21 protein-coding genes are annotated in these 23,526 nt (G+C 63.9%); 9 read left to right on the forward strand and 12 right to left on the reverse strand.

Annotation, left to right across the window (positions count from 1 at the left end):
* Positions 1–339: 339 nt before the first annotated feature.
* Genes O3299_RS02705 through O3299_RS02715 form a run of 3 tightly spaced genes read right to left on the reverse strand, consistent with a single transcriptional unit; the run spans position 340 to position 6,289 of the window.
* Positions 340–1,365, reverse strand: coding sequence for a PoNe immunity protein domain-containing protein (locus tag O3299_RS02705; RefSeq protein ID WP_099664642.1), 1,026 nt, complete (start codon positions 1,363–1,365; stop codon positions 340–342).
* 2 nt (positions 1,366–1,367) lie between these two features.
* Positions 1,368–3,128: a hypothetical protein gene (locus O3299_RS02710; RefSeq protein WP_305060104.1), complete on the reverse strand. Its 1,761-nt coding sequence runs from the start codon at positions 3,126–3,128 to the stop codon at positions 1,368–1,370.
* Positions 3,125–6,289 (reverse strand): type VI secretion system Vgr family protein, encoded by a 3,165-nt coding sequence (locus O3299_RS02715; RefSeq protein ID WP_305061439.1) that lies wholly within the window; start codon positions 6,287–6,289, stop codon positions 3,125–3,127. Before O3299_RS02715 ends, O3299_RS02710 begins: the two co-directional genes overlap by 4 nt.
* A 285-nt stretch (positions 6,290–6,574) precedes the next feature.
* Between O3299_RS02715 and O3299_RS02720 the strand changes: the two genes are divergently transcribed.
* The 7 genes from O3299_RS02720 (at position 6,575) to O3299_RS02750 (ending at position 11,811) form a co-directional block, all read left to right on the forward strand.
* The gene (locus O3299_RS02720) at positions 6,575–7,180 is read left to right on the forward strand and encodes a hypothetical protein (protein ID WP_305061440.1); all 606 of its coding nucleotides are present in this window, start codon (positions 6,575–6,577) and stop codon (positions 7,178–7,180) included.
* 103 nt (positions 7,181–7,283) lie between these two features.
* A complete protein-coding gene (locus O3299_RS02725; protein WP_354004637.1) occupies positions 7,284–8,012 on the forward strand; it encodes a DUF2325 domain-containing protein in 729 nt (242 codons plus the stop codon).
* 59 nt (positions 8,013–8,071) lie between these two features.
* A complete protein-coding gene (locus tag O3299_RS02730; RefSeq protein ID WP_305061441.1) occupies positions 8,072–8,908 on the forward strand; it encodes a TlpA disulfide reductase family protein in 837 nt (278 codons plus the stop codon).
* Between the two features lie 121 nt (positions 8,909–9,029).
* The gene (locus tag O3299_RS02735) at positions 9,030–9,305 is read left to right on the forward strand and encodes a metal/formaldehyde-sensitive transcriptional repressor (protein WP_099664637.1); all 276 of its coding nucleotides are present in this window, start codon (positions 9,030–9,032) and stop codon (positions 9,303–9,305) included.
* A 10-nt stretch (positions 9,306–9,315) separates the two neighbouring features.
* The gene (gene dmeF / locus O3299_RS02740) at positions 9,316–10,281 is read left to right on the forward strand and encodes a CDF family Co(II)/Ni(II) efflux transporter DmeF (RefSeq protein ID WP_305061442.1); all 966 of its coding nucleotides are present in this window, start codon (positions 9,316–9,318) and stop codon (positions 10,279–10,281) included.
* Positions 10,282–10,372: 91 nt separating this feature from the next.
* Positions 10,373–10,714 (forward strand): zinc ribbon domain-containing protein YjdM, encoded by a 342-nt coding sequence (locus O3299_RS02745; RefSeq protein ID WP_077402365.1) that lies wholly within the window; start codon positions 10,373–10,375, stop codon positions 10,712–10,714.
* Between the two features lie 68 nt (positions 10,715–10,782).
* Complete coding sequence (locus O3299_RS02750) at positions 10,783–11,811, forward strand: RNA methyltransferase (protein WP_305061443.1); 1,029 nt, start codon at positions 10,783–10,785, stop codon at positions 11,809–11,811.
* Here the strand turns inward: O3299_RS02750 and O3299_RS02755 are convergent.
* Positions 11,808–12,212 (reverse strand): hypothetical protein, encoded by a 405-nt coding sequence (locus tag O3299_RS02755; RefSeq protein WP_099664634.1) that lies wholly within the window; start codon positions 12,210–12,212, stop codon positions 11,808–11,810. The genes O3299_RS02750 and O3299_RS02755 overlap by 4 nt on opposite strands.
* Positions 12,213–12,274: 62 nt before the next feature.
* The gene (locus O3299_RS02760; protein WP_099664633.1) at positions 12,275–12,502 is read right to left on the reverse strand and encodes a protein L; all 228 of its coding nucleotides are present in this window, start codon (positions 12,500–12,502) and stop codon (positions 12,275–12,277) included.
* A gap of 125 nt (positions 12,503–12,627) precedes the next feature.
* On the opposite strand from O3299_RS02760, the gene O3299_RS02765 reads away from it, so the two are divergent.
* On the forward strand, positions 12,628–13,305 hold the full coding sequence (locus tag O3299_RS02765; RefSeq protein WP_305057104.1) for a phosphoribosylanthranilate isomerase: 678 nt from the start codon (positions 12,628–12,630) through the stop codon (positions 13,303–13,305).
* Here O3299_RS02765 and O3299_RS02770 read toward each other — a convergent pair.
* From O3299_RS02770 to O3299_RS02800, 7 genes are all read right to left on the reverse strand, one after another.
* Positions 13,302–14,207, reverse strand: a complete 906-nt coding sequence (locus tag O3299_RS02770) for a LysR family transcriptional regulator (RefSeq protein WP_305061444.1) — start codon at positions 14,205–14,207, stop codon at positions 13,302–13,304. The genes O3299_RS02765 and O3299_RS02770 overlap by 4 nt on opposite strands.
* A 198-nt stretch (positions 14,208–14,405) precedes the next feature.
* Positions 14,406–14,921: a 4'-phosphopantetheinyl transferase superfamily protein gene (locus O3299_RS02775; protein WP_305057106.1), complete on the reverse strand. Its 516-nt coding sequence runs from the start codon at positions 14,919–14,921 to the stop codon at positions 14,406–14,408.
* A gap of 21 nt (positions 14,922–14,942) precedes the next feature.
* The gene (locus tag O3299_RS02780; protein ID WP_305061445.1) at positions 14,943–18,998 is read right to left on the reverse strand and encodes a Pls/PosA family non-ribosomal peptide synthetase; all 4,056 of its coding nucleotides are present in this window, start codon (positions 18,996–18,998) and stop codon (positions 14,943–14,945) included.
* 148 nt (positions 18,999–19,146) lie between these two features.
* Positions 19,147–19,854, reverse strand: a complete 708-nt coding sequence (locus O3299_RS02785) for an anaerobic ribonucleoside-triphosphate reductase activating protein (RefSeq protein WP_305053302.1) — start codon at positions 19,852–19,854, stop codon at positions 19,147–19,149.
* On the reverse strand, positions 19,844–20,044 hold the full coding sequence (gene nrdD / locus O3299_RS02790) for an anaerobic ribonucleoside-triphosphate reductase (RefSeq protein ID WP_092712624.1): 201 nt from the start codon (positions 20,042–20,044) through the stop codon (positions 19,844–19,846). Before nrdD ends, O3299_RS02785 begins: the two co-directional genes overlap by 11 nt.
* The gene (locus tag O3299_RS02795; protein WP_305053301.1) at positions 20,041–21,789 is read right to left on the reverse strand and encodes a ribonucleoside triphosphate reductase; all 1,749 of its coding nucleotides are present in this window, start codon (positions 21,787–21,789) and stop codon (positions 20,041–20,043) included. Before O3299_RS02795 ends, nrdD begins: the two co-directional genes overlap by 4 nt.
* A gap of 123 nt (positions 21,790–21,912) precedes the next feature.
* On the reverse strand, positions 21,913–22,323 hold the full coding sequence (locus O3299_RS02800; protein WP_305053300.1) for a hypothetical protein: 411 nt from the start codon (positions 22,321–22,323) through the stop codon (positions 21,913–21,915).
* 164 nt (positions 22,324–22,487) lie between these two features.
* Between O3299_RS02800 and O3299_RS02805 the strand changes: the two genes are divergently transcribed.
* Positions 22,488–23,522 (forward strand): peptidase U32 family protein, encoded by a 1,035-nt coding sequence (locus tag O3299_RS02805; protein ID WP_289906743.1) that lies wholly within the window; start codon positions 22,488–22,490, stop codon positions 23,520–23,522.
* Positions 23,523–23,526 lie beyond the last annotated feature (4 nt).

The following is a 23,526-nucleotide window of genomic DNA, read 5'->3' on the forward strand; positions in this document are numbered from 1 at the left end:
TACTTGCTTTTTTCTTGGGTAAATTGTATTCGTGTCAAAGAAGGTGCGCGCATGCTGAAACCGCAATGCATGATTGCCTTTTTCAGTCGAGCATCAGCTCGATGGTTTCGAACATCAGTACCGTCGCTGTTTTTTATGCGTTCAGGAAGCGCCACACCGTCAAGCCATAGGCGCAATCCAGATTGCGCATGATCTCGCCTTATTCAAATCGCCGGGTTTGCGGCGGAATGTCCAGCGCTTGCCACTGTCCGGTCTGCGGGCAGGCCTCGGCGGCGTAGGCGTGCAATTCCAAAGCCTCCTGCGCTGGGCCAGTCGCTGGCTGTGCGAGATGGAATTTGGCTATTGTTCTTCACTCCAATACCAGATGGTTTCACCGTATGCCGCATCGTCAAAAACAGGCATTATTTGGCCTTGCGCGAAGTGGCTGCGGCTGTGTAATTTTGCTGGGGTTTCCCAGAAGCCAGTTTGAGGGCAGGGCTGGCCGCCCTCGACGCGTCCCTTGCGCATCAGTGGTTCTGTTTCCTGACTGGTAAAGCGGCCTACTTCCCATAACTGTCGTGCATAATCGACCAGGTCTTTGGGGTAGACCAGATGGTCGATCTGGCTGTCGTCCAGGTCGAGTATAAAGACGGTCGCCCCTGCTTCGAATGCCCAGTAGCCGTAATAGGCGGCATAGCCTTCCTCGTTGATGTTGAGATGCTCATCGTACCAGCGCGGATGATTTCTCATAGCTGGGTACCACTGTTTCAGGTATTTTTGCAGCAGGACTAAGCTAGCTTTCTCATCTTCCTCATAGAATACTTGCAACAGGGTGTCGTAGGGTTTGCTGATAATGCAGGTGTCGAGGTCTTGACTGTCCTCGACATATGCGCCAATTAATTGCTCGAACAGCCCATCGTGGCCACGGTGGCTACGCAGTACGTGGATGATGCGTCGCACCGAACGCTGATCGCGTAGCAGGATGGCGATGCTGAGTAGTTGAAGCGTGTCTTCATAATCGGAAAGGATGGAAAACTGTGGCGCTCCCTCGTATTCGTATGGCCCGTATTCTGGAAAGTCAAGCGCCGCTTCCTGTTGATAAAGTTGATCGACTTCATTCCATTCTTCAAATTTATCCACGATGCCTGCAATGCGCGGCGCCAGTGCGTCGATCGGCTCACCTGCCGTATAGTCGAGTATCCAGATCCATAGCGCTTCCAAATACAAAAACTGGTAAATGACAGTTTGACTTTGTGTTGATTCGGCCACTTTTTTGTTGGCAAGTTGACCTTTAATTAGTGAAAGTTGATTTTCTCGAGTTTTAGTGTAAAGCTCCTCATAAAGGAATTGTTGGCGACGGCGTTCATGGAATTCTGGGTTCTTCATTGTTATTTTCTCCGCTTTCTCTTTCCTGAAACTGCTTTGCTTGATTTATTCTTGTTCTCTTGCTGTTCTTGTTGATCGACTGGTTTTTTAGACGTTGCTTTTTCGAGGCTTCTACGTCCTTTGTCTATGCGATCAATTTCCATATAGTTGAATGTGTCGCTTATGCCATGAGTTTCTTTGTGTTTGTCATGTATTTTTATATTGTAATGATCACCTGACGCGAGTAATTCCAATGTCGCTGCAAGATGGTCGACAACTCCAGGTGCTGCTGCTAACTTGAGCTTGCCATGCGGGTGTGCCGCCGTCACAAACGGATTAGAGAGTGCGGTGCTTCCCAGTATTAGATATGTCCAGCGATTTTTTAAATTTTCAACGGATTGCATGGCACCGTTTTTGGTGCTGTTGGTAAGCCATTTTTTCCCCATCTGCGTGCCCTTTATACGTTCACCGAGCAAAGTCCATAACATCAGCTCTCTGTCGTTGAGGGATGCCGGGGGGCGTGGGATATTGCCACGTTCCACTTCCTTTTGCAGCCGCTGGAACAGTGTGTAGGCACTGCTACTGAATTTTGCTTCGATGAAATGGAAAGTGTCGCTATTTGTCTGCCAGATGGTATCCACACCATTTTGTAGCATTTTTTTTAAGTCTTCGGGTACAAGCTCTGTCGGGCGTTTGTGTGCGTTATCGGGACCGACAACGCGCGGGTAGTCAAAGCGCCATTTTCCATTGACGTTACCGTGCGGCCAGGCGGTGGCTTTTTTAAGCACGTGTTCCATATGATAATAATCTGCCATATGCTCGCCGATGAGTCCCTTTGGCCCGAATGGCACTTTGGACAGCAATTCGCGAATCGGCCGCGACGTATTCTTCACCGGTGCGGTGCCGCCGTCGCTGCTCTGGCGGTGCGAGTCGTCCACGGGTTTGTGTTCCTTGCCCTTGCCCGGCGAGTCCCGTTCTTTGGTTTTTGCTTTGGTATCCACGCCCTTGGTTTTTTTATCGGTGCTGATCGTGGGCGACTTGAACTGGGCGTTGGCGCTGTGCGGATGTGTGTTGCCGGGCTTGTGATTGTGCCTGGCTGCCGTATTGGCGCCGGTGCCGGCGGCGACGGCGATTTTTTTTGCCGCCCATAACGCGTCTTCGCCCAGCATGTCCTCGATCAAGTCCTGCAACGCCTTGGCGCCTTGCGCAATGCCGGCCTTGAGGGGGCCGCGCACCGCTTCGACTTGCGGCTTCATGTCGCGTGCCAAATGCTGCAAGTCCGACGGCAGCCACCAATGGCTGGTCGACAGGTAGCCGAGCAATTGCACGCAGTTGTCCAGCGCGCTCATGGCCGTGCTGATTGCCAGCTGGGTGTTTTGCGCCCACTGGAAGGTTTTCAGGAATTTGATCGCGGCGCCCTTGCTCTTGCCCAGCATGGCTTCGATCATGACATTGCCGCCAGCGGCCGCCGCGCCAACCTCCTTGCGGTACTTGCGCAAAGGCTTGATGATGGTCTTGAAGAGGCTGCCGACTTCTGGAATGCAGCCGAACGCCGCCAGCGCCATGTCGACCCAGTCATCGCGGGTCGCGCGCGACACGCCTTTCCTGCCGACCCGGTAGATCATGCCCGAGACATCGCGCACATCCATCACTTGGTCAACCACGGGGATCAGGGAAATGGCGCCGCCGACGATCATGGCGGCCTTGCCTTGGTCATCCTCGAAGTCGCCCAGGATCAGGTCCTTGAAAAACTCTACAATCTCATCGACAAAGTTCTGGCTCATGGTTGGGGATCCGGTTTACTGCTTTTCCTGGCCGCTTCCAGCAATGCGGAAGCCTGTTTCAGCTGCTGCCTCGCTTGCTGCAGACGGGGTTCCGCTACCAATGGCGGCGCTACCCAGTCGCGCTGGTCCTCGCCATATTCAATGTGATATGCGCCGGGAGGAATGTTTTCGAGGCGGGCATGGCCCTTGTCGTTGAGCAATCCACTGAGTGAAGTACCATTGGCGAACGTGATTTTGTAGGGGGAGTTAATGACAGGTTCGAGATCGCCATAATGCAGGTTCAGTTCGACTGTCCGGCCCAGGTCGGCCGCATTCGGCATCGCCGGCAAGGTGGGCTGGCTGCTCGCCGCCCCCGTCAATTCCTTCATGCTGGCGTTGAAATCGATCTTGCCCGGGCCATGCAGCATGATGTTGCCACCTTCGAGGCGGATGTACGCGCCCTGGGCCGTCATCAGGATGTGCTGCTTGGCCGCCGCCGTGACGCTCTTGGCGGTGCTGCTGACGGTGATGGCCTTGTCGGCCGTCAGCCGTGTCGCATCGGACTGGCTTTGACTGCTGACCTTGCCGCTGGCCGCATGCAGGCGGATGCCGGTTTCCTGGTTGGGCTTATCCTTGCTGCTGGTCTTGCCATAGGTGAACAGGCTGATGCCTTTGCCCAGCGCGTACAGGCTGTTGCCCTGCGCGGCAAAGTTGAGATCCGCGCCCGCCGCCAGACTGCCATTGCCGCCGGCGACCAGCACGGCGTTGGCCGGCGTGGTGGCGGCGATGCCGGACGGACTGGATAATTGCAGCTGCGGGTCGCCATACGCACTGGCCTGGCCTTCGCCGCCCGCCGCCTGCTGGCCCTGGCCCGCAGCGGCGGCGCCCTCGGCCGTCGCGCCCAGGACATCGATGCTGTGCTGCATCTGGGCGAGGGCGGGGAGCTGGGCGGCTGGCGCAGGCGTCTCCGCCTGGTCCTGCGTGGCAGCGGAAGCTGGCGCGGCCGCACCGGCTGTGGCCGGGCTGGGCATTTCGAGCGCGAAATGTTTTTGCGCCTGCTCGGCCAGCGAGGTCTGCAGTTGCAAGCTTTGCCTGAGCTGTTCCAGCGCTTCCTGCGCATCCATCTGGCTGCCGCCGGCATCGCGGCCATGCGCCGACAGCAGCATGCCCGCTCCCGCGCGCAGGGCAGCGCTGTGTTCTGTTTTCAGCTCAGCGCCAAAGCCGGACGGCGCCAGCCGCTGGTTGTCGCTCTGGTGGCGCAAATGGCCCAGGTTCAGTTCGGCCGTGCCCTGGTGAGGGCCGGCGTGGCGCTGCAAGGCGACACGGCCCTGGCCCGGGCTGTCGTCGAATACCAGCTGGCTGTAGGCGCCGCCGCCGCCCTGGCTGGCCTGCATGGCTTGCGTCTTGATGCCGGACAAGGCCGCCGGGTGGGCATGGGCGCCGGCCTGGCCGGGAAACCAGGCCGGCGCGTTGCCCGTCGCCGCGCCCGTGCCCTGGCTGACCTGGTTGTTTTGCGCGTCGGCCTGGCCGCGGCCGTTGTACAGCGTGCCGATGACGACGGGGCGGTCGATATTGCCTTCCAGGAAATCGACGAGCACTTCCTGGCCCACGCGGGGCAGGGCGTTGCTGCCCCAGTTGGCGCCGGCGACGGGGGCCAGCGGCGTGGCGACCCTGACCCAGGTGCCGGCGCTATCGTCGCCGGGGGCGCCCGTGTGGCCGTCGGCGGCCGGATGCGCCAGCCGACTATGGCTTTGCGCCCCCCGCTGCCAGTGGAATTGCACCTTGACGCGGTGGTCGCGGTCCGTATGCAGCTGGACGCCGGCCGGGCCGACGACGATGGCGGTCTGCTGGCCCATGATGCTGGGGCGCGGATGCAGCAGCTGGCCGTGGTCATCGGCATGGCTGCTGCGGTAGGGGATCTTGCTGCGGATGGCGTCGATGCGGTTGCGGTAGGGCGGGCGTTCGCCGATGGTGTCGCCGACGGCATGCAGGCTGCCGGCCGCTTCGTCGCCGATCAGCGCGTCGAGCAAGCCCTTGCCGAAGCGCTGCAGCAGTCCGCCGCCGAGTTCCGCATCGAGGTTGTTATGCATCAAGTGCACCGTGCGGGTGACGAGGAAGGTCGCTGCGTCGCCCTCGCCCGCGGCGTCCGTTTGCGCCTGGCCGCTCAGGGTGAACGTGGTGCCGGGCGCCAGGGTGCGCACGGTGCCGGCGCCGGTAAACACTTCCCTGGCCGCCGTCAGCGCCTGCAATTGGCGCTCGGCAAGGCGTTGTCCGTGCTCGCGCGACGGGTAGGCATAGGCGCCGGGCGCGTCGCGGCTGAGCAGCGCCATCGTCCCATCCCTGGCGCCAGCGGTGCTGATGGGGCGCTGGCCCAGCGCGCGGTAATCCCAGCTCGACAGTTCGATGCCGTTGGTTTGCTGGCGCAACTGCATGCGCCAGCGGTCCATCGTGTCTTGCGGCATGACGGCGCCTGGCTGGCTGTAGGCGATGCTGGCCTGGGCGTTGGGCTTGAAGCTGCCGTTGTGGTCGGCGATGACGAGGGTATGGCTGCCCAGGCTGGCGCTGCCCGTATCGCCCGTGTGTTCCGCATAATAAAACAGCCCTTCCTCGCTCATCAGCCGTTCCGCAAAGGCCCAGTCGCTTTCCTGGTACTGGCTGCAGATGCTGCGTTTCGGATAGGCCGCGCGGTCGAGCAGGTCGAAGCGCCAGGCGGGCGCCAGCATGCCCTGGCCCTGGTAGCGGGCGAAGACGACTTCGAGGATGTCCGGTACCGCCAGGTCCTGGAAGACGCGGCTGTCGCGGCCGTGCGCCAGGAAGGCCGTCCACGGCTGCATGGTCAGGTTGTAGCGGGCAAAGCCGCCGTTTGCGCCCGCCAGTTCGACGGCGGTGATGTGGCCGTGGAACGGGCGCCAGTCCTCGGTGCCGGCGGCCGTGCGCAATTCCAGCAGGATGGGCTGGCCGATCAGCGACTTGAGGGGAATGGCTGCGTCGAGCGACAGGGCGGCGATGTTGAAGACATAGCCCAGTCCTAGGCCTTCCTCGCCGCGCACGCATTCGGCCAGCAGCTTGTCCGGGCCCAGGGGCGTGCTCAGCTTCAGCAGGCGCGTGGCCTGGCTGAAGCCGTTGGCGACGGGTGACGTAGCAGGTGACGGCGACGCGCTTGCTTGGACCGGTTCGGACATTGATTGGAACTCCGTGTGGAGAAATGAGCGTACTTGCATTTAATTCAATGACTTGCTTATAAGATTACACCTTAGAAATAGTGATTTAACAAGCGCGATTCAATTGAATCGTGCGGCAGGCCGGGTCGTGCGCGGGCCGTGCGGGTCGTTTTTGCCCCTTCTGCTAGAGTGCCGCTCTTGCCAATTCCACCATTGCAAAAAATACTGCGAAATATTGCTTAAAAACAATAATATGGCGTGCCGTGCCTGTTTTTCGGCAGCCATCCCACGTGAACCGGAGCAAGAATGAATACAATGAAATGCGCGGCTGCCGCCGTGCTGTGTGCCAGCCTGTCGCCCGCCATGGCGGCGGCATCGCCCGTCGAACCACCATTTCTCGATGTGCTCGTCCATCAGTACGCCAGTTGCGTCCAACCCGCCTATCACCAGGCCGAGCTGCGGGTACAGGACGGGACGGGGCGCTACCAGATCGACGTCAAGGGCGAGGCTTACACGGTCGAACTGCAGGAACGCATGGGCTTTTCGCTGCAGGCGGGCATTGACGGTCCCGTGGCAGCCGTCGTCAAGCTGGACCGGCCGCCAACGGGGCAGTTCGGGGAGCAGGCGCGCTGGCGCGAACGCTGGCTGCGCGATGTGGCCGAGCGCAGCGGCGTGGCGCTGGAAGAGCGGGCGCTGGCCGGTGGCGCGCGCCTGCTGATCGTGAACAAGGGCGAGATCAAGGGCAATTATGTGGGCCAGTCCCTGCTGATCGATCCAGCGCGGCTGCTGTTCATCGATGTGGCGTGGCCGAACACGCTGGGGATCTATCGTGGCCCCGACGGCTTGCGGCATGTGCGGCAGGTGCAGGACGATGTATGGCAGCGCCTGCTGTCTTGCCCGCCGGCTGCGTGACGCTGGCGGCTACCGCATACCCCTACTGCGCACACGCGCATAGACAAATAATAATGATTCTCATTTATAATTCGAATCCATAGGGGTGCGATGGGCTGGCGCCATGGCGCCACGGTCGGTGAAGGAGGGCATGATGGGCAGTGTGTATGGCAACGAAGACATGATCGCGCACGAGCATCGCGTGCTGATGGGGGAATATGGCCGCGCGCAGGCGCGCTGCAGTGCGCAACTGGCTGCGCAGGCGGCCCGCATCGCGCAGCTAGAGTCGGAATTGATGCGCGCGCGGGCGCAGGTTGTGATCCGCGATACCCGGCTGGCGCTGGCGCGCGACGAGCTGGCCGAACTGGCGGCCAGCGTGCCGGGCTTGCCGACGCGCGCCCGGCTGGCCCGCCGGGTCGAGTGGCTCGGTGAACGGGTGCAGGACCTGATGCGCGAATTGCTGCGCCTGCAGTGGCTGCCCGCGCCTTCCGCCGTGCCCGTGCCTGCCTTGCAGGCCGACGTGCGCGAAAAAGCCGTGCTATATGTAAGCAACTATTCAAGCCTGGAGCTTGGCCAGGACGCGGGTGGCGCCAACGTGGCGCAGCAAGCCATCGAGCAGGCCGGCGGGCGCTTCCTGCACCATGCCGGTGGCGACGATGGCGCCGACGATGCGGCGGCGCTGGAGGCGGGCCTGGTGGCGGCCGACCTGGTGATTTGCCAGACGGGCTGCGTCAGCCACGACGCCTACTGGCGCGTGCATGACCACTGCAAGCGCACGGGCAAGCAGTGCGTGCTGGTGGACCAGCCGCAAGCCATGCATTTCGTGCGCAAGGAAGCGCTGGCCGCTTCTTAACGCCCGCTTAATCCGCATCGGGCAGAATGGCCGTCCATTCGACGTTATAAAGAGCGCCCATGCTGTCCCTGCAAATCGGCCCCCTGGCCCTGCCTACGGGCCTGGTCCTGCTGATCGTTTCCCTGTGCGTCGCCTACGGCGCGGCGTGGTCGCTACGGCGCTATCGCCAACTGCCGGACGCCGGTCCCCTCGTTTCCGACATGCTGATTGCCGGCCTGCTGGCGGCGCGACTGGCATTCGTCTTGCGCTGGCACGAACAGTATTTCAGCTCCCCCTTGGCGGTGCCCTGGTCCATCCTCAACATCCGCGATGGCGGCTTCATGGCGCCGGCCGGCATCGCCGCCGCGCTGGCCATCGCCGCGTGGCGCTGCCGGCGTCCCGCCATGGCGGCCATGCGCTGGCCTCTCGCCATCAGTGTGGCGTCGGGTGCGCTGGCATGGGGCGTGCTGAGTGCGGGGATCTCGCTGGCCTACGACAAGCCGGCGGCCTTGCCGGCCATGGCGCTGCAGGCGCTCGATGGCGCGCCGGTGACCCTGGCGGCGCTGGCCGGCGGCAAGCCGCTGGTGGTCAATCTGTGGGCCAGCTGGTGCCCGCCGTGCCGGCGCGAAATGCCGGTGCTGGCCGCCGCGCAGCAGGCGCGCGCCGATATCGTCTTCGTGTATGCGAACCAGCGCGAGGATGCGGCGGCGGCCAGCGCTTTCCTGGACAGGAGCGGCGTGACCTTGCGCAATGTGCTGCTCGACAGCGAGGCGGCGCTGGGCAAGGCGGCCGGTTCCTCGGCCCTGCCCACCACCCTGTTCTATGACGCGCAGGGGCGCCTGGTCGATACGCACCTGGGCGAATTGTCCGACGCCTCGCTGGCCAGCAAGCTGCGCAAGATCGCCCCGGCGCCATAGCGCCTGTTCTTGCCTGAATGAGCCGCCCATCCGCGAGGATGTGCGGCTTTTTTAACGCCTTGACGCATGCGGCGCGCTTTCTGATAGTATACCCCCCTATAGTATTTATCGGATTGGAACCATGGGACACACGGCGCACAACAAGACCAAGCTGCTGAACAGGATCAAACGCATCAAGGGGCAGGTGGAAGGGCTGGAACGGGGCCTGGAAGAGGGGCGCGACTGCGGCGAAGTGCTGCAGTTGATCGCGGCCGTGCGCGGCGCCGTGAATGGCCTGATGGCTGAAGTCATCGAAGAACACCTGCGCGAGCACGTGGCCAGTCCCGATATCTCCGGCGACGAGCGGGCCAGGGGCGCCGACGACATCGCGGGCATCCTGCGCACTTACCTCAAATAAGGAGCACGTCATGCAAACGCCATCCATCAAGGAAGACCTGTCCGCCTGGCAGCATGAACACGTGTTTGGCGCCGCCAGCGACAAGGCGGAACGCCGCGCGCGCATCGTCATGTGGATCACCCTGGCCACCATGGTGCTGGAAATCGTCGCCGGCTGGTGGTACAACTCCATGGCCCTGCTGGCCGATGGCTGGCATATGAGTTCGCACGCGCTGGCCATCGGCCTGGCCGCGTTTGCGTATGCGGCCGCGCGCCGCTATGCGCGCGACCCGCGCTTTGCCTTCGGCACGTGGAAGATCGAAGTGCTGGCCGGCTACACGAGCGCCATCCTGCTGCTGGGCGTGGCCGTGCTGATGGTGGCCGCTTCCGTCGAGCGCCTGTTTTCGCCGCAGCCCATACACTATCCGCAGGCGATGGCGGTGGCGGCTTTCGGCCTGGCTGTCAACCTCGTGTGCGCGCTGATCCTCGGCGGGCACCACGACCATGGCCACGAGCACGGGCATCATGACCATCACGGTCACCATGAGCAGCATGGCCACGGCGAAGACTTGAACATGAAGGCCGCGTACATCCACGTGCTGGCCGACGCCGCCACATCCGTCCTGGCCATCCTTGCGCTGGCCGGCGCGTGGGCTTACGGCTGGAGCTGGCTCGATCCCGTGATGGGCATCGCGGGCGCCGTGCTGGTGGCCCTGTGGGCGAAAAAGCTGATGCAGGAGACGGGCAAGGTCTTGCTGGACCGCGAGATGGACCACCCCGTGGTGGATGAAATCCGCGAAGCCGTGGAAGTGGAAAGCGCCGGCGACACGCCGCGCGTCGTCGACCTGCACGTGTGGCGGGTCGGCAAGCAGCTGTATTCATGCGCCTTGTCCGTCGTCAGCCGCGACGCCAGCCTGACGGCGGCCGAACTGCGCGCGCGCATCGGCATCCACGAAGAAATTGTCCACAGCACCATCGAGATTATTCGCCGCCATTGATAATGATGGCGAAAAAAGCAAGCTGATGCGGGGCGTAGGCAGTATAATGTCGGCTTTTACAGCACGCGCTGTTCACCAGACAGAGAAGAAAATGAGCACATTACCACCATGCCCGCAATGCCAATCCGAATTCACGTATGAAGACGGCAGCCAGTTGATCTGCCCTGAATGCGCGCATGAATGGTCGGCCACGGCCGCAGAAGCGGCGGAAGAGGGCGCCAAGGTGTACCGCGATTCGGCCGGCAATATCCTGCAGGACGGCGACACGGTCAGCGTCATCAAGGACTTGAAATTGAAGGGCGGCGGCGGTGTCGTCAAGATGGGCACCAAGGTCAAGAACATCCGCCTGGTCGACAGCGACCACGATATCGATTGCAAGATCGACGGCTTCGGTTCCATGAGCCTGAAAACCGAGTTCGTGAAAAAGGTCTAAGCCTTTTCCTTGCCATTCGCGGCGCGCCTCGCATTCCTGCCGGCGCGCCGTTTTTTATTTCAGACGCCATGCAAATCGACCATCTCCGCCAGCGCCTGCGCGCCCTGGGCGCCAAGCCCCTGCACGAACAGCGCGTGCTGCGCGACTGGATACAGGCGCAGCCGCACGATCAGGGCCGGCGCCGCGCCGAGGATTTTTTGCCGCTGCCCGTGCGTGAGGCCTTGCCCGCGCTCGACCTGGAATTGCAGGGCATGCTGAAATTGCTCAGCACCCACCCGGGCGCCGACGGTTCCGCGCGCCTGCTGGTGGGGTTGCACGATGGCCAGACGGTGGAGAGCGTGCTGCTGCCGCGCGATGGCTTGTGCGTGTCCAGCCAGGTCGGTTGCGCCGTCGGCTGCCAGTTCTGCATGACGGGCCGCGATGGTTTGATCCGGCAGGTGACCAGTGGAGAAATTGTCGCGCAGGTGGTGCTGGCGCGTACCTTGCGCCCCGTGAAAAAAGTCGTCTTCATGGGCATGGGCGAACCGGCGCATAACCTGAACAACGTGATGGAAGCGATCGACCTGCTGGGCACCGAGGGCAATATCGGCCACAAGAACCTCGTGTTTTCCACCGTGGGCGACCCGCGCGCCTTCGAGCGCCTGCCGCAAGGTCGCGTCAAGCCGGCGCTGGCCCTGTCCCTGCATACGACGAAGCGAGAGCTGCGCGAACAGCTGCTGCCGCGCGCGCCCAGGCTCACCCCGCAGGAACTGGTGGACTTCGGCGAGTCGTATGCGCGCCTGACGGGCTACCCGGTGCAGTACCAGTGGACCCTGATGGAAGGCGTCAACGATGGCGAGGATGAGATGGACGGCATCGTCGCGCTCTTGCAGGGGAAATATGCGGTGCTCAACATGATCCCGTATAACACCATAGCCGACTTGCCGTTCAAGCGCCCCAGCTGGGAAAAGGCACGGGCGATCGCCGCCGCCCTGCACGCGCGCGGCGTACTGACCAAATTGCGCGATTCGGCCGGGCAGGACGTGGAGGGCGGCTGCGGACAGTTGCGGGCGCGCGAAGCGAAGGGCCGGGTCATTCCCATCCGCGCCGGCGTCTAGACACCACCCAGCAAGTCGTTTTCATTCAGGATTGCAAACGCGATTTCGGGATGCGCGGCCAGGCAGCGGCGTACGGCGGCCGGAATGGCGGCGCGCGTCTTGCGGCACAGGCCGGGCCGCTCCAGCAGACGGATCTGGAAACCGCGCACGGTGCGCACTTCGCCGCTGCCCGGCGTAATCTGCAATTCCACGCCCAGGTTGTCGCGCAAGCGCTGCTGCAGCTTCCGCAACTGCGCATGGGTGGCGATGCCCTCGATATGCGCGAGCAGGCGCTTTTCTTCCGTCAGGTTCAGGCGCAGGATGGAAACGTCTGCCTGCGGATCGTCGAGCAGGCGCTCGCGTTCGCAGTCGCACAACTGCGGCGGGCACTCCTTGCGGATTTCAAAGTCGACGATGCGCATACGCGGCTTCCAATGGCGATCCCGGATAAATCAAGTATCGTCCGCCACCTGGCGCCTGTCAATCAGCGCGGGCTGACGATCAGGCGCCAGCGGATCGGCCCCTGCTCGCTGTTGTGCTGATGGTGATTTTGCGGCGGCATGACGTGGCCTTCCGTGGAGACGATTTCGTGCGCGCAGCCGTCGCAGCGGTAGATGCCCGAATACGGCACGGCGTCGCCCGGTGACGTCAGTTCATCGAAACGCGGGTGCATGGAGCGGGCCACATAGCTGGGGTTCTTGTAGTCGGCCATGGATTCCTCGGGAAGTGGGCAGGCCCCATTCTGGCACACAATCGCGCGTGGGCTTGACCGCGTGTCTTGGCGCGCGCGCCGCCCTGTGTTGTAATGTTGATCATCCCGATTGAACACGCCAGGCCATGAGAACCCGCATCAAGATTTGCTGTATCGCTTCCATCGACGAAGCGCAACTGGCCATTGCCGCCGGCGCCGACGCGCTGGGCCTGGTGGCGGCCATGCCGTCCGGCCCTGGCCCGATTCCCGATGCGCGCATCGCGCAAATCGCCGCCTGGACGCCGCCGCCCGTGGCCACGTTCCTGCTGACGTCCGAGACGACGGCGCCAGCCATCGCCGAGCACGTGCGCGCCACGCAGCCGTCCACCGTGCAGATCGTCGGGCATATCGACCCGGGCGAGGTGGCCGAACTGGCGCGCTTGCTGCCGCACGTGCGGCGCGTGCAGGTGATCCACGTGGAGGGGCCCGAGGCTTTGGCGCTGATCCCCGCCTATGCGCCCCACGTCCATGCGTTTTTGCTCGACTCGGGCCGTCCCGGCGCTGCCGTGCCTGAACTGGGCGGCACGGGCCGTACGCACGACTGGTCTGTCAGCGCGCGCTTCGTGCGCGCCAGCCCCCGTCCCGTCTTCCTGGCCGGCGGGCTGGACGCCACCAACGTAGCCGATGCGCTGCGCCAGGTACGCCCCTACGGCATCGACCTGTGCTCGCGCGTGCGCACGGACGGCAAGCTCGATGTCATGAAGCTGGCCTTGCTGATGGCGGCCGTGCGCGACGCGGATGCGGCGCTGTATGCGGAAGGCTAATCGGCCGGCAGCTTGGCCATCTCGCGCACGAATGCTTCCGTGAACGCGGCCACCTTGCCGCTGGCCGCGCGCGGCGAGATCAATCCCACGATGGAATGCGATTCCTCGTCCGGCAGGGCGATAAAACGCACGCCGGGCGGCGCCACCAGGCGCATGCTGTCCGGGACGATGGCGATGCCCATGTTCGCTTCGATCAGGTTCAGCTGTGAAGTCTTGCGCGACAGGGCGCGCGCCGCCTTCGGGAAGAATCCCTGCGCCAGGCACAGGCCCGCCACCAGGTAGCTGAGGCCTCCCCGGTCCTTGTGCGGGATCGAGACGAAGGCTTCGTCGCGCAGGGCGGCGATCGTCGTGCGTTCCAGCGCGGCCAATGGCGACATCGCTGACACGGCCACCACCAGCTTTTCCGCGTACAGTTCGCGTACGACGATGTTGGCATGCTTGCGCAGGGTGGGCAGGCGCACGAGGCCCAGGTCGGCGCGGCCTTCCTCGATGTCTGCCGCCTGGTTTTCCGACGATCCCTTGGAGATATCCAGCGAAACGCCGGGGAACTGCGCCAGCAGGCGGTTCAGTACGGCGCCGATGGCGGGCGTGAGGGTGACGGAACTCGAATGCAGCAGGCGGATGATGCCTTGCGCCCCTTGTCCCACATGGCGCGTCTGGCGCACGGTTTCGTCGATATCTTCGAGGATGCGTTTGGCCCGCTCATAAAAGACCTGTCCCGCAGGCGTCAGTTCGATATGGCGCGCGTCGCGCGTCAGCAGCAGCGCCTGCACCTCGCCCTCCAGCTCCTTGATCTGCCGGCTCAGGGCCGATTGCGCGATATATAATTTTTCCGCCGCGCGCGAGTAGCTGCCCGCATCGACGACTTCGACAAAATAGCGGAACTGTCTGATGGAAATCAATCGTATGCCTTTTTGAGATCGTAGACTGCCTGATTTGATATTAGCCTGGCCCCGGGGTTCGCGTTACAGTGGCCTGGTCTGCTGTCACTGCAAAGGAATGGCCATGCTGGAATTGATCGGGGTGCTGGGACTGCTCGTCAGTATTATTGTAAAACTGATTTTCGTCCAGATCGGCGCGGCGGCCGAGGGCAAGGAAGACTAGTATGCCAGGGTCGCCACATACGGAGCCGCCAAGCTCAAAGGCTGCAGGCGGCAAGCTGGCGCAGCTCCGTCCCATTCCGCCAGCGGCAAGCCCGCGCACTTGAGTGCCGCCTCGCGCGCCGTCCACGCTTGCGCCAGGGCCAAGGGGCGTTGAGCATCGGGCAATGAAGCCAGCTCCTGTGTCACCTGCGGCCCCAGGTAATCGCGCGCCAGATTGCACCAGTCGGCAATAGCCTGCACCCGCATCACGTCAAGGCCGACAGGGCCGTGCAGATGGACGGCGGCCAGCGAGATGCCCTCGTCATGGGTCAATGACAAACCCGCTGGGCGGCCGGCCAGCAGCAGGCGCGGGGCCTGGCCAGGTGTCGACTCCACCGAAATCGCCTCGATGTCCAGCTTCAGCCACTGGGCTAGCGCCTCGCGCACGGCGGCGCGGATGCGCAAGCGGGCCTCGGCGCGCGGCAGCACGGCGGCGATGCCGATCACCAGCACGCCGTTTCCAGACCAGAGCACCGTACGATTCATCGACTGCGATCAGCTGCGCAGCGGCGCGGCCGGGCAGCCCGCCCAGTTGCTGCCGGCGGGGATGTGCTCGCCCTTCATCACCAGGGTCAACGGTCCCAGGCGCGCATTGTCGCCCACCTTGGCGCTGTACAGCACGGAGCTGCGCGGACCCATGTAGACGCGCTGGCCGATGTCCACGTGGTCGATCTTCATCACGCGGTCTTCGAACAGATGCGTTTGCGGGCAGGTGAGGGCGTTCAATTCGCTGTAGTCGCCGATGTGCACGCAGTCGAATTCCGTGATGTCCGTCGTGTCCATGTAGACGCCGCGGCCGATCTTGCAGCCGAACAGGCGGAAGGCAAGAGGCAGCCACGGCGTGCCGCGCAGGTAGCGCATGAAGTTGGGTACGGCGATGCCTTCGTACAGATTCGTCACGCCTTCGGAAATCCACACGAATGGCGTCCACATGGGCGCCGCGTGTTTGCGGTAGCGTCCCAGCAGCAGCCACTTGAACAGCACCACCACCAAAAAATTGCCGATGCCGTAGGCCAGGCCGGCGATGGCCAGGTCGCCCACCACCTCGCCCCAGCGCCCGGCGCCCGCGATCGGCATCACGTCCAGCACCAGGGTATAGCCGACGGCGATCACCACCGCGTGCGGCGCGACGATGCGGAATGCTTCGATCAGGCTGCGGCCCAGGCGGCGCAATAGCGATGGCTTGAACGTCAGGTGCTCGGCAAAGCCGCTGACCTGTTCACGCGCGGGCAGGTGCATGGGCGGGGAGCCCAGCCAGGTGTCGCCGCTGTGCATCTGCTCATTGCGTGGCGCATGCGTGTGCACGCCGATCAGCACGTGTTCGGGCAGCACGGTGCCATCCGGGATATAGCTGCCGTTGCCGACGAAGCTGCGGTGCGAGATGACGGTGGGGCGCATGGTCATCCAGCCGCCGTCGATCTGTTCGTCGCCCAGCATGACGGCGTCGGCGATGAAGGTGTCGTCGCCCAGGGTCAGCATGTCGGGCACCACGCCCAGCGCCGTGGAAATCTCGGCGCCCTTGCCCACCTTGGCGCCCAGCAGGCGGTACCAGTACGGCGCGTAGACGGTGGCGTAAATACCGTGCAGCACGTTCAGGCTCGATTCCTGGATATGGCTGACCAGCCACTTGGCGCAATAGATATTGCTGTGCACGGGCGAGCTGCCCGGCTTGAGGCGCGGCAGCGCGCCCCAGCGGATGGCGGCCGACAGCAGGGCCGTGAGCACGATCAGCACGGCGCTGGCGGGGAAGGCCAGCAGGAAGTAGCGGGCCAGCTGGGTCGTCACGTCGCGTCCCTGCAGCCACGGCATCATTTCGCGCTCGTCGAACCAGTCGATCAGCACGAAGCTGGGGAAGACGGGCATGAAGAACAGCACGGCGATGAGGACCATGCCAAAGCAGAAGAACAGGGTTTCGCCCGTCAGGCGCAGGCGCGAGACGGCGGGGCGCGGCGGCTGGCTGGCCACGTCAAACGGGCCGATATCGCGCGCGGGCGAGCCAGTCCAGACCCTGCCGGCAGGTACCGCTGCGCCATCGGCCAGCGCCGATTGTCCCTCCAGGTGGCCAAACGCGCCCACGCTGGTATTGCCTTCCAGGATAGCGTAAGAGCTGATGCAGGCATCGTCGCCGATGCGGATCTGGCCCAGCAACAGGCGGCCCCGCTCGACCCTGGCGTTTTCAAAGTTGACGGCATTGCCCACGCTGACGTTGTCGCCGATGGCCAGCAGGTCAGGCGCGCGCAGGGTCATCGAGCCGATGACAACTTCCTTGCCCACCTTGGCGCCCAGCGCGCGCAGCCACCAGCTGTTCAGGGACGAGCCGCTGAGCAGGTAGGCGGGCGCCGATTCGACCAGGCGGTCTGCCAGCCACCAGCGGTAGTAGGTGACGCCCCACAGCGGATAGCTGCCCGGCTTCAGGCGCCCGGCGATCAGCCACTTGCCGGCAATCGCAATGGCAAATTCGGCCAGCGTCGCCAGCAGGAATACGCCGATCGAGGCAGCGATGGCGCGCGGCACCGTATCGCCCGTGTCGCCCGTGAAGAAGTGGTAAGTGAAGAAGGGCGCCATCCACTGCGCCATGCGCAGGGTGACGAGGCCAGGCACGGCCGCCGCCTGCGCGGCGCCGCACAGCCAGCGCTTCCAGGTCGATGGCGGCGTCCATTCCGCTTCCGGGGTGGCCAGCGCAGGCGCTTCACCCAGCACGGCGGCGATCTTGCCGATCTGCCGGTTCTGGTAAATGTCGCGCACCGTCATGTGGGCGTAGGCCGGATCGGCGCGCAGGGCGGATGCGAGGCGCGCAGCCAGGAAGGAATGGCCACCGAGGTCGCTGAAAAAATCCAGCTGGCGCAAGATCGCCTGGCCAGGAAACAGCTTGGCCAGCGCCGCGAACAGGGCCGCTTCGGCCGGCGTTTCCGGCACGTCCGATTCGCCCGCCTCGCCTGCGGGCGGCGTGGCCAATGGCATGGCCTTTAATGCTTTCCGGTCGATCTTGCCGGAAGTGAGGCGCGGCATCAGCGGCAGCAATTCAAAGCGGCCCGGCACCATATACGGCGGCAAATGCAGGTTCAGGGCAGTGCGCAGGGTTTTCGCCGCCAGGGCGTCCTCGGGCGCCTCGTCGCTGCCGACGATATACGCCACCAGCTGGTCGATGCCGTCGTCCTTGCGCAGCAATACTGCCACCGTGCCCACGCCCGCCTGCTGCGCCAGCACGGCTTCGATCTCGCCCAGCTCCACGCGGAAGCCGCGAATTTTCACCTGGTCGTCGGCGCGGCCCAGGCACAGCACCTGGCCGTCCGCATCGATGCGCGCCAGGTCACCCGTGCGGTACAGGCGCGCGTCATCGTCGCTGGTCGCCCAGGGATTGGGCAGGAATTTTTCCACCGTCAGGTCGGGCCGGCCCAGGTAACCCTCGGCCAGGCCGGGGCCGATGATGCACAATTCTCCCGTCTCGCCGCGAGGCAGCAGGGCCAGGGGACGGTTTTCTCCCGCTTCGGCCACCTGCAGCACCAGCAAGCCATAGTTGGGCAGCGGCGTGCCGATGGTGACCGGTTCGCCGGGCCGCAGGCGCGCCAGGCTGCACGAGACGGTGGCCTCCGTAGGGCCATAGGTGTTGAACATGGCGCGGCCCGGACGCGACCAGCGTTCGACCAGCGACTCCGGGCACATCTCGCCGCCCAGGTTGATCAGGCGCAGGCTCGGTACTTCCTCGGCGAACAGGGCCAGCAGGGTCGGCACCGCGTGCAGAACGGTGACCTTGTTCTCTGTCAGGGCGCGCGGCAAGGCTTCCGGGTCGCCCGAGATATCCTTGGGGCCCAGCCACAGGGTGGCGCCCACCAGGTAGGCGATCCAGATTTCCTCGAACGACATGTCGAAGGCGACGGAAAAGCCCTGGTAGACGGTATCGTCCTGCGTCACTTCCAGCACGGCGTTTTCGCTGCGCAGGAAGTGGCAGATGCTGCGTTGATTGATCAGGATACCCTTCGGTTTTCCCGTGGAGCCGGACGTATAGATGACGTACGCCGGGTGTTCGGGCAGCACGGCGCCGCGCGCGGGCAGCACTTCGCCCGGCGCGGCGGGCGCCAGCAGGCTTTCCGCCGTCCACACGGGGCGGCCCACGCTGGCCTCCGCCAGGCGTGGCGCGAAATGCGCGCAGCTGACGACACCAAAGCCATTGGCGTCATCGAGGCACACTTGCAGGCGCTCGACGGGCGTGTCTTCATCGACGGGCAGCCAGGCGGCACCCGCCTTGGCGATGGCCGCCTGCATCAGCAGCAAATGGGCGCCGCGCGGCAGCCACAGGCCCACGATGTCGCCCGGCTTCACGCCGGCCGCCACCAGGCGCGACGCGGCCAGGCCCGCCTGGGCATCGAGTTGCGCATACGTGATGCGGCGCGCGCCATCGATCAGGGCGATTTGCTGCGGGCAGCGGCGGGCCGTCGCTTCCAGCAGGTCGGCCAGCACTTCCTCGCGCAGCAAATCCGGTCGCGGCGGGCCGTACAGGATGTCGGCATGGGTGGAAGGGGTGCCTGGGCTGGCTGCGGTGAAATCGTTCATGGATGACGCTTATCTGTAATGCGGTGTGAGGAATCTGACGGGCTGCGCGTGGTGCGCAGCACAGTTGATACATTACAGCACGCAAGACATTTCAGCGTTGCAGAACGGGGAATTTTGCGGGGCTTTCCGAAATAATCTGCTTGTCGGCTCAACTGCCATGGTTACGGAATGTAAAACGGGGAAACATGGCGCCGATTTGCGCCACCGTGCGCGCCGCCGGATAGCCGTGCAGGGGGCGCCCGGACAGTGCCGCATCCGCGCAGCCTTCGGCGCGGAATTGCTGCAGCACGTAGTTATCGACGCCTTTGGCGGCCAGAGTGGAGGCCAGGGCCAGCAGCTGGTCGTCCGGCAGCAGGTCCGGATGGGTGGTGGTGCGGCATTCGTAGGCCACGCCGCTGGCGAGGATGGCGTCCAGGCAGGCGCGCGCCGGGTCGCCGCTGCCGGCCACGCGGGTCACATGTCGATAGTCGGCAAACGGCGCCTTGATGTCGAAGCCCACCCAGTCGACCAGGGGCAGCACTTCCTGCAGGCGCTGCGGATAGATGCAGGCCGTGTGCAGGCCGATGCCGAAACCCAGTTCCCTGACGTCCTGCATGGCGCGGCCCAGCGCCGGATCCATGCACGCTTCGCCGCCGCTGAAGACGACGGCGTCGACCAGGCCCGTTCTGCGGCGCAGCCAGGTCAGGACGTCCTGCCACGGCATGGCGCCTTCCGGCGTGCGCGCCTGCAGGTGCGGATTGTGGCAATAGCCGCAACGCCAGGGGCAGCCCTGCACGAACACCACCGCCGCCAGTTTTCCTGGATAGTCGGTGGCGGAAAAGGGCGTCAGGCCGCCCACCTTCAATTCAGCCGCCATGGCAGGCGGGCTGGCCAACCCGGGCGCTCGCTTCCGTAAAATACTGGCGCTCGTGGAATTCGCCCTGCTTGCCGATGTTGAACGAGGCGACGGGGCGGTGGTAGCCCATCACGCGCGTCCAGATTTCGCAGCGCTGGCGTTCCGTATCGAGCAGGGTGATGGCGGGAGTGAAGTCGGGACGTGCATTCATGGCGTTTCCTCAAGTGATGGAGCAGGTTGGGCTTGCTTGCGGGCAATGAGCTCCGCATCGCAGGTGGGACAGAATTCATGCTTGCCGGCCAGGTAGCCGTGGCGCGGGCAGATGGAAAACGTGGGCGTGACCGTGATGTAGGGCAGCGAAAAGCGGCTCAGCGCGCGTTTCACCAGTTCGCGGCAGGCGTTCGCGTCGGACAGTGCTTCCGTCATGTACAGGTGCAGCACCGTGCCGCCCGTGTATTTGCGCTGCAGCACATCCTGTAATTCCAGCGCCTCGAACGGGTCGTCCGTGTGGCCCACGGGCAGTTGGGACGAATTCGTGTAGTACGGGTTGTCGACGGTGCCCGCCTGCAGGATGGCGGGATAGCGCTTGCGGTCTTCGCGGGCGAAACGGTAGGTCGTGCCTTCGGCCGGCGTCGCTTCCAGGTTGTACATATGGCCCGTCTCTTCCTGGAAGGCCACCATGCGGGCGCGCACGTGGTCGAGCAGGCGCACGGCCAGCGCGTGGCCTTCTGGCGTCGTGATGTCCCAGGCGTCGCCGCTGAAATTGCGGATCATCTCGTTGATGCCGTTCACGCCCAGGGTGGAAAAGTGGTTGCGCAGGGTGCCCAGATAGCGTTTCGTGTACGGGAACAGGCCTTGCTGCATCAATTCCTCGATGGTGCGGCGCTTGATTTCCAGGCTGGTCTTGCCCAGTTCCAGCAGGCGGTCCAGGTCGGCCATCAAGGCTGGCTCGTCGCCGCGCCACAGGTGGCCCAGGCGCGCGCAGTTGATCGTCACCACGCCCAGGGAACCCGTCTGCTCGGCGGAACCGAACAGGCCATTGCCCCGTTTCAGCAGTTCGCGCAAGTCCAGCTGCAAGCGGCAGCACATGGAGCGGATCATGTTCGGCTTGAGTTCCGAATTGATGAAATTCTGGAAGTAGGGCAGGCCGTAGCGGGCCGTCATTTCGAACAGGCGTTCGGCGTTTTCGCTATGCCAGTCGAAATCCTCGGTGATGTTGTAGGTGGGGATGGGGAAGGTAAACACGCGTCCCTTGGCGTCGCCCGCCATCATGATCTCGATGTAGGCGCGGTTGATCATGTCCATTTCCGCCTGCAGTTCGCCATAGCTGAAGTCCATCTCCTGGCCGGCGATGACGGGAATCTGCTCGCGCAGGTCGTCCGGGCAGACCCAGTCGAAGGTGAGGTTGGTGAACGGCGTCTGCGTGCCCCAGCGCGATGGCACGTTGAGGTTGAAGATCAGTTCCTGCATGTACTGGCGCACGTCTTCGTAGCGCAGGCTGTCCTTGCGGATGTAGGGCGCCATATAGGTGTCGAAGGAGCTGAACGCCTGCGCGCCGGCCCACTCGTTTTGCAGCGTGCCGAGAAAATTGACGATCTGGCCGATGGCGCTCGACATATGTTTCGGCGGACCGGACTCGATCTTGCCCGGCACGCCATTCAAGCCTTCATGCAGCAGGGTGCGCAGCGACCAGCCGGCGCAATAGCCGGCCAGCATGTCGAGGTCGTGGATGTGCAGCGCCGCTTCGCGGTGCGCCGCGCCCACTTCCGGCGGATAGACCTGGTCCAGCCAGTAGTTGGCGATGACCTTGCCCGACACGTTGAGTATCAGGCCGCCCAGCGAGTAACCCTGGTTGGCGTTGGCGTTGACACGCCAGTCGCGCCGGTCCAGGTATTCATTGATGGACGCGGCGACATCGACCTGGCCGCGTGTGGGGGAAACTGCATTCGTCGTCATGAAACCTCCAATAAACACAACATGCGGTGTTTTTATGGAGATTAATCACTAAATATAGTGGCGTCAAAGGGCGCGTGCAGTGGCATGACGAATCCTTGATGCAGGTGAAAAAAGCGCCCCCGTTTACTTTTTCAGGCGGCCCTGGCGCAGGATGAAGGCGCTCGCGGCGAAGTAGGCGGCGCCGCAGACGGCGATGCTGAGGATGGAGGCGGGCAGCACGTGCGCCCAGATTTCCCGCGCCGAGAAGGTGCTCCAGCTGGCCACGCGCGCGTCGAACGTGACGTAATTGGCCAGCAGCCAGTAGAGGGCCAGCAGTCCCGTGCAGATGGCGGCCTGGCGCGTCACGGGCATGGCGCGGCGCGCGAAGACGGCTTGCAGGAACAGCAGCAGCACGCCCGGATACGCGCCCAGTACTTCGGGCGACAGCACGGAGAGCGCCTCGGCGTCGTAGCCTTCCGTGGGGGAGGCCCACTGCACCTGCAGCACGGTGAGGAACAGGGTGAGCAGAAAGATCAGCAGCGGTTTGCGGGGCATGGCGGGCAATCGAAGAGGGAGAAAAGGGGGCATTTTACAGCCAGGTCAAGCAAGTTGAACGCGCACCAGCCATGCATGCATTCCTTCACCTGCGTCAAGGACTGGGCAGCCTGGGCGGGGCTATAGTCTGCACCCTGAGCCGATACAGGACTGTGAACACCATGATGCTTGAATCAACCACCGCCACCCGCGTGGCCGGACCGCTGGAACTGGTCTGCCCCGCCGGCAGCCTGCCTGCCTTGAAAGCGGCCATCGACAATGGCGCCGACACCGTTTACCTGGGTTTTCGCGACGCCACCAATGCGCGCAATTTCGCCGGCCTCAATTTCGACGAGAAGGCCATCGCCGAGGGCGTGCGCTACGCCCACCAATATGGGCGCAAGGTGCTGCTGGCGCTGAACACCTATCCGCAGCCGCACAACTGGGCCGTGTGGCGCAGCGCCATCGACCGCGCCGCCGATGCCGGCATCGACGCCATGATCGTGGCCGATCCGGGCTTGATGGCGTATGCGGCCCAGCACCACCCGCAGCTGCGCCTGCACTTGTCCGTGCAAGGTTCGGCCACCAACTACGAAGCCATCAATTTTTACCATGAACACTTCGGCATCGCCCGCGCCGTGCTGCCGCGCGTGCTGTCGATGGCGCAGGTGGAGCAACTGATCGCCAAGACGGAAGTCGAGATCGAAGTGTTCGGCTTCGGCAGCCTGTGCGTGATGGTCGAAGGACGCTGCGCGCTGTCGTCGTATGCGACGGGCGAGGCGCCGAACACCCACGGCGTGTGCTCGCCGGCGAAATCCGTGCGCTGGCTGGAAACGCCGAACGGCCTCGAGTCGCGCCTGAACGGCGTGCTGATCGACCGCTATGCGCCCGGCGAAAACGCCAGCTATCCCACCCTGTGCAAGGGGCGTTTCGAAGTCAATGACGAAGAGTATTACGCCATCGAGGAACCGGCCAGCCTGAATACCCTGGCGCTGCTGCCGCAGCTGATCGCCATGGGCGTGCGCGCCGTGAAGATCGAAGGGCGCCAGCGCAGCCCCGCGTACGTGGCGCAGGTCACGCGCGTGTGGCGCGAAGCGATCGACGCCTGCCGCGAAGGCAATGCGCGCTATGCCGTCAAGCCGGGCTGGATGGCGGCCATGGACAAGCTGGCCGAAGGCCAGCAGCACACCTTGGGCGCTTACCACAGATCTTGGAAATAGAGGA

It is taken from the genome of Janthinobacterium sp. SUN176, from assembly GCF_030587335.1.
In the GTDB taxonomy this organism is placed as follows: domain Bacteria; phylum Pseudomonadota; class Gammaproteobacteria; order Burkholderiales; family Burkholderiaceae_D; genus Janthinobacterium; species Janthinobacterium kumbetense.

Excerpts from the sequence above, each read along its gene's own strand:
- O3299_RS02705 (WP_099664642.1), bottom strand. The coding sequence starts at position 1,365 with ATGAAGAACCCAGAATTCCATGAACGCCGTCGCCAACAATTCCTTTAT.
- O3299_RS02710 (WP_305060104.1), bottom strand. The coding sequence starts at position 3,128 with ATGAGCCAGAACTTTGTCGATGAGATTGTAGAGTTTTTCAAGGACCTG.
- O3299_RS02715 (WP_305061439.1), bottom strand. The coding sequence starts at position 6,289 with ATGTCCGAACCGGTCCAAGCAAGCGCGTCGCCGTCACCTGCTACGTCA.
- O3299_RS02720 (WP_305061440.1), top strand. The coding sequence starts at position 6,575 with ATGAATACAATGAAATGCGCGGCTGCCGCCGTGCTGTGTGCCAGCCTG.
- O3299_RS02725 (WP_354004637.1), top strand. The coding sequence starts at position 7,284 with ATGGCGCCACGGTCGGTGAAGGAGGGCATGATGGGCAGTGTGTATGGC.
- O3299_RS02730 (WP_305061441.1), top strand. The coding sequence starts at position 8,072 with ATGCTGTCCCTGCAAATCGGCCCCCTGGCCCTGCCTACGGGCCTGGTC.
- O3299_RS02735 (WP_099664637.1), top strand. The coding sequence starts at position 9,030 with ATGGGACACACGGCGCACAACAAGACCAAGCTGCTGAACAGGATCAAA.
- dmeF (WP_305061442.1), top strand. The coding sequence starts at position 9,316 with ATGCAAACGCCATCCATCAAGGAAGACCTGTCCGCCTGGCAGCATGAA.
- O3299_RS02745 (WP_077402365.1), top strand. The coding sequence starts at position 10,373 with ATGAGCACATTACCACCATGCCCGCAATGCCAATCCGAATTCACGTAT.
- O3299_RS02750 (WP_305061443.1), top strand. The coding sequence starts at position 10,783 with ATGCAAATCGACCATCTCCGCCAGCGCCTGCGCGCCCTGGGCGCCAAG.
- O3299_RS02755 (WP_099664634.1), bottom strand. The coding sequence starts at position 12,212 with ATGCGCATCGTCGACTTTGAAATCCGCAAGGAGTGCCCGCCGCAGTTG.
- O3299_RS02760 (WP_099664633.1), bottom strand. The coding sequence starts at position 12,502 with ATGGCCGACTACAAGAACCCCAGCTATGTGGCCCGCTCCATGCACCCG.
- O3299_RS02765 (WP_305057104.1), top strand. The coding sequence starts at position 12,628 with ATGAGAACCCGCATCAAGATTTGCTGTATCGCTTCCATCGACGAAGCG.
- O3299_RS02780 (WP_305061445.1), bottom strand. The coding sequence starts at position 18,998 with ATGAACGATTTCACCGCAGCCAGCCCAGGCACCCCTTCCACCCATGCC.
- O3299_RS02785 (WP_305053302.1), bottom strand. The coding sequence starts at position 19,854 with ATGGCGGCTGAATTGAAGGTGGGCGGCCTGACGCCCTTTTCCGCCACC.
- nrdD (WP_092712624.1), bottom strand. The coding sequence starts at position 20,044 with ATGAATGCACGTCCCGACTTCACTCCCGCCATCACCCTGCTCGATACG.
- O3299_RS02795 (WP_305053301.1), bottom strand. The coding sequence starts at position 21,789 with ATGACGACGAATGCAGTTTCCCCCACACGCGGCCAGGTCGATGTCGCC.
- O3299_RS02800 (WP_305053300.1), bottom strand. The coding sequence starts at position 22,323 with ATGCCCCGCAAACCGCTGCTGATCTTTCTGCTCACCCTGTTCCTCACC.
- O3299_RS02805 (WP_289906743.1), top strand. The coding sequence starts at position 22,488 with ATGCTTGAATCAACCACCGCCACCCGCGTGGCCGGACCGCTGGAACTG.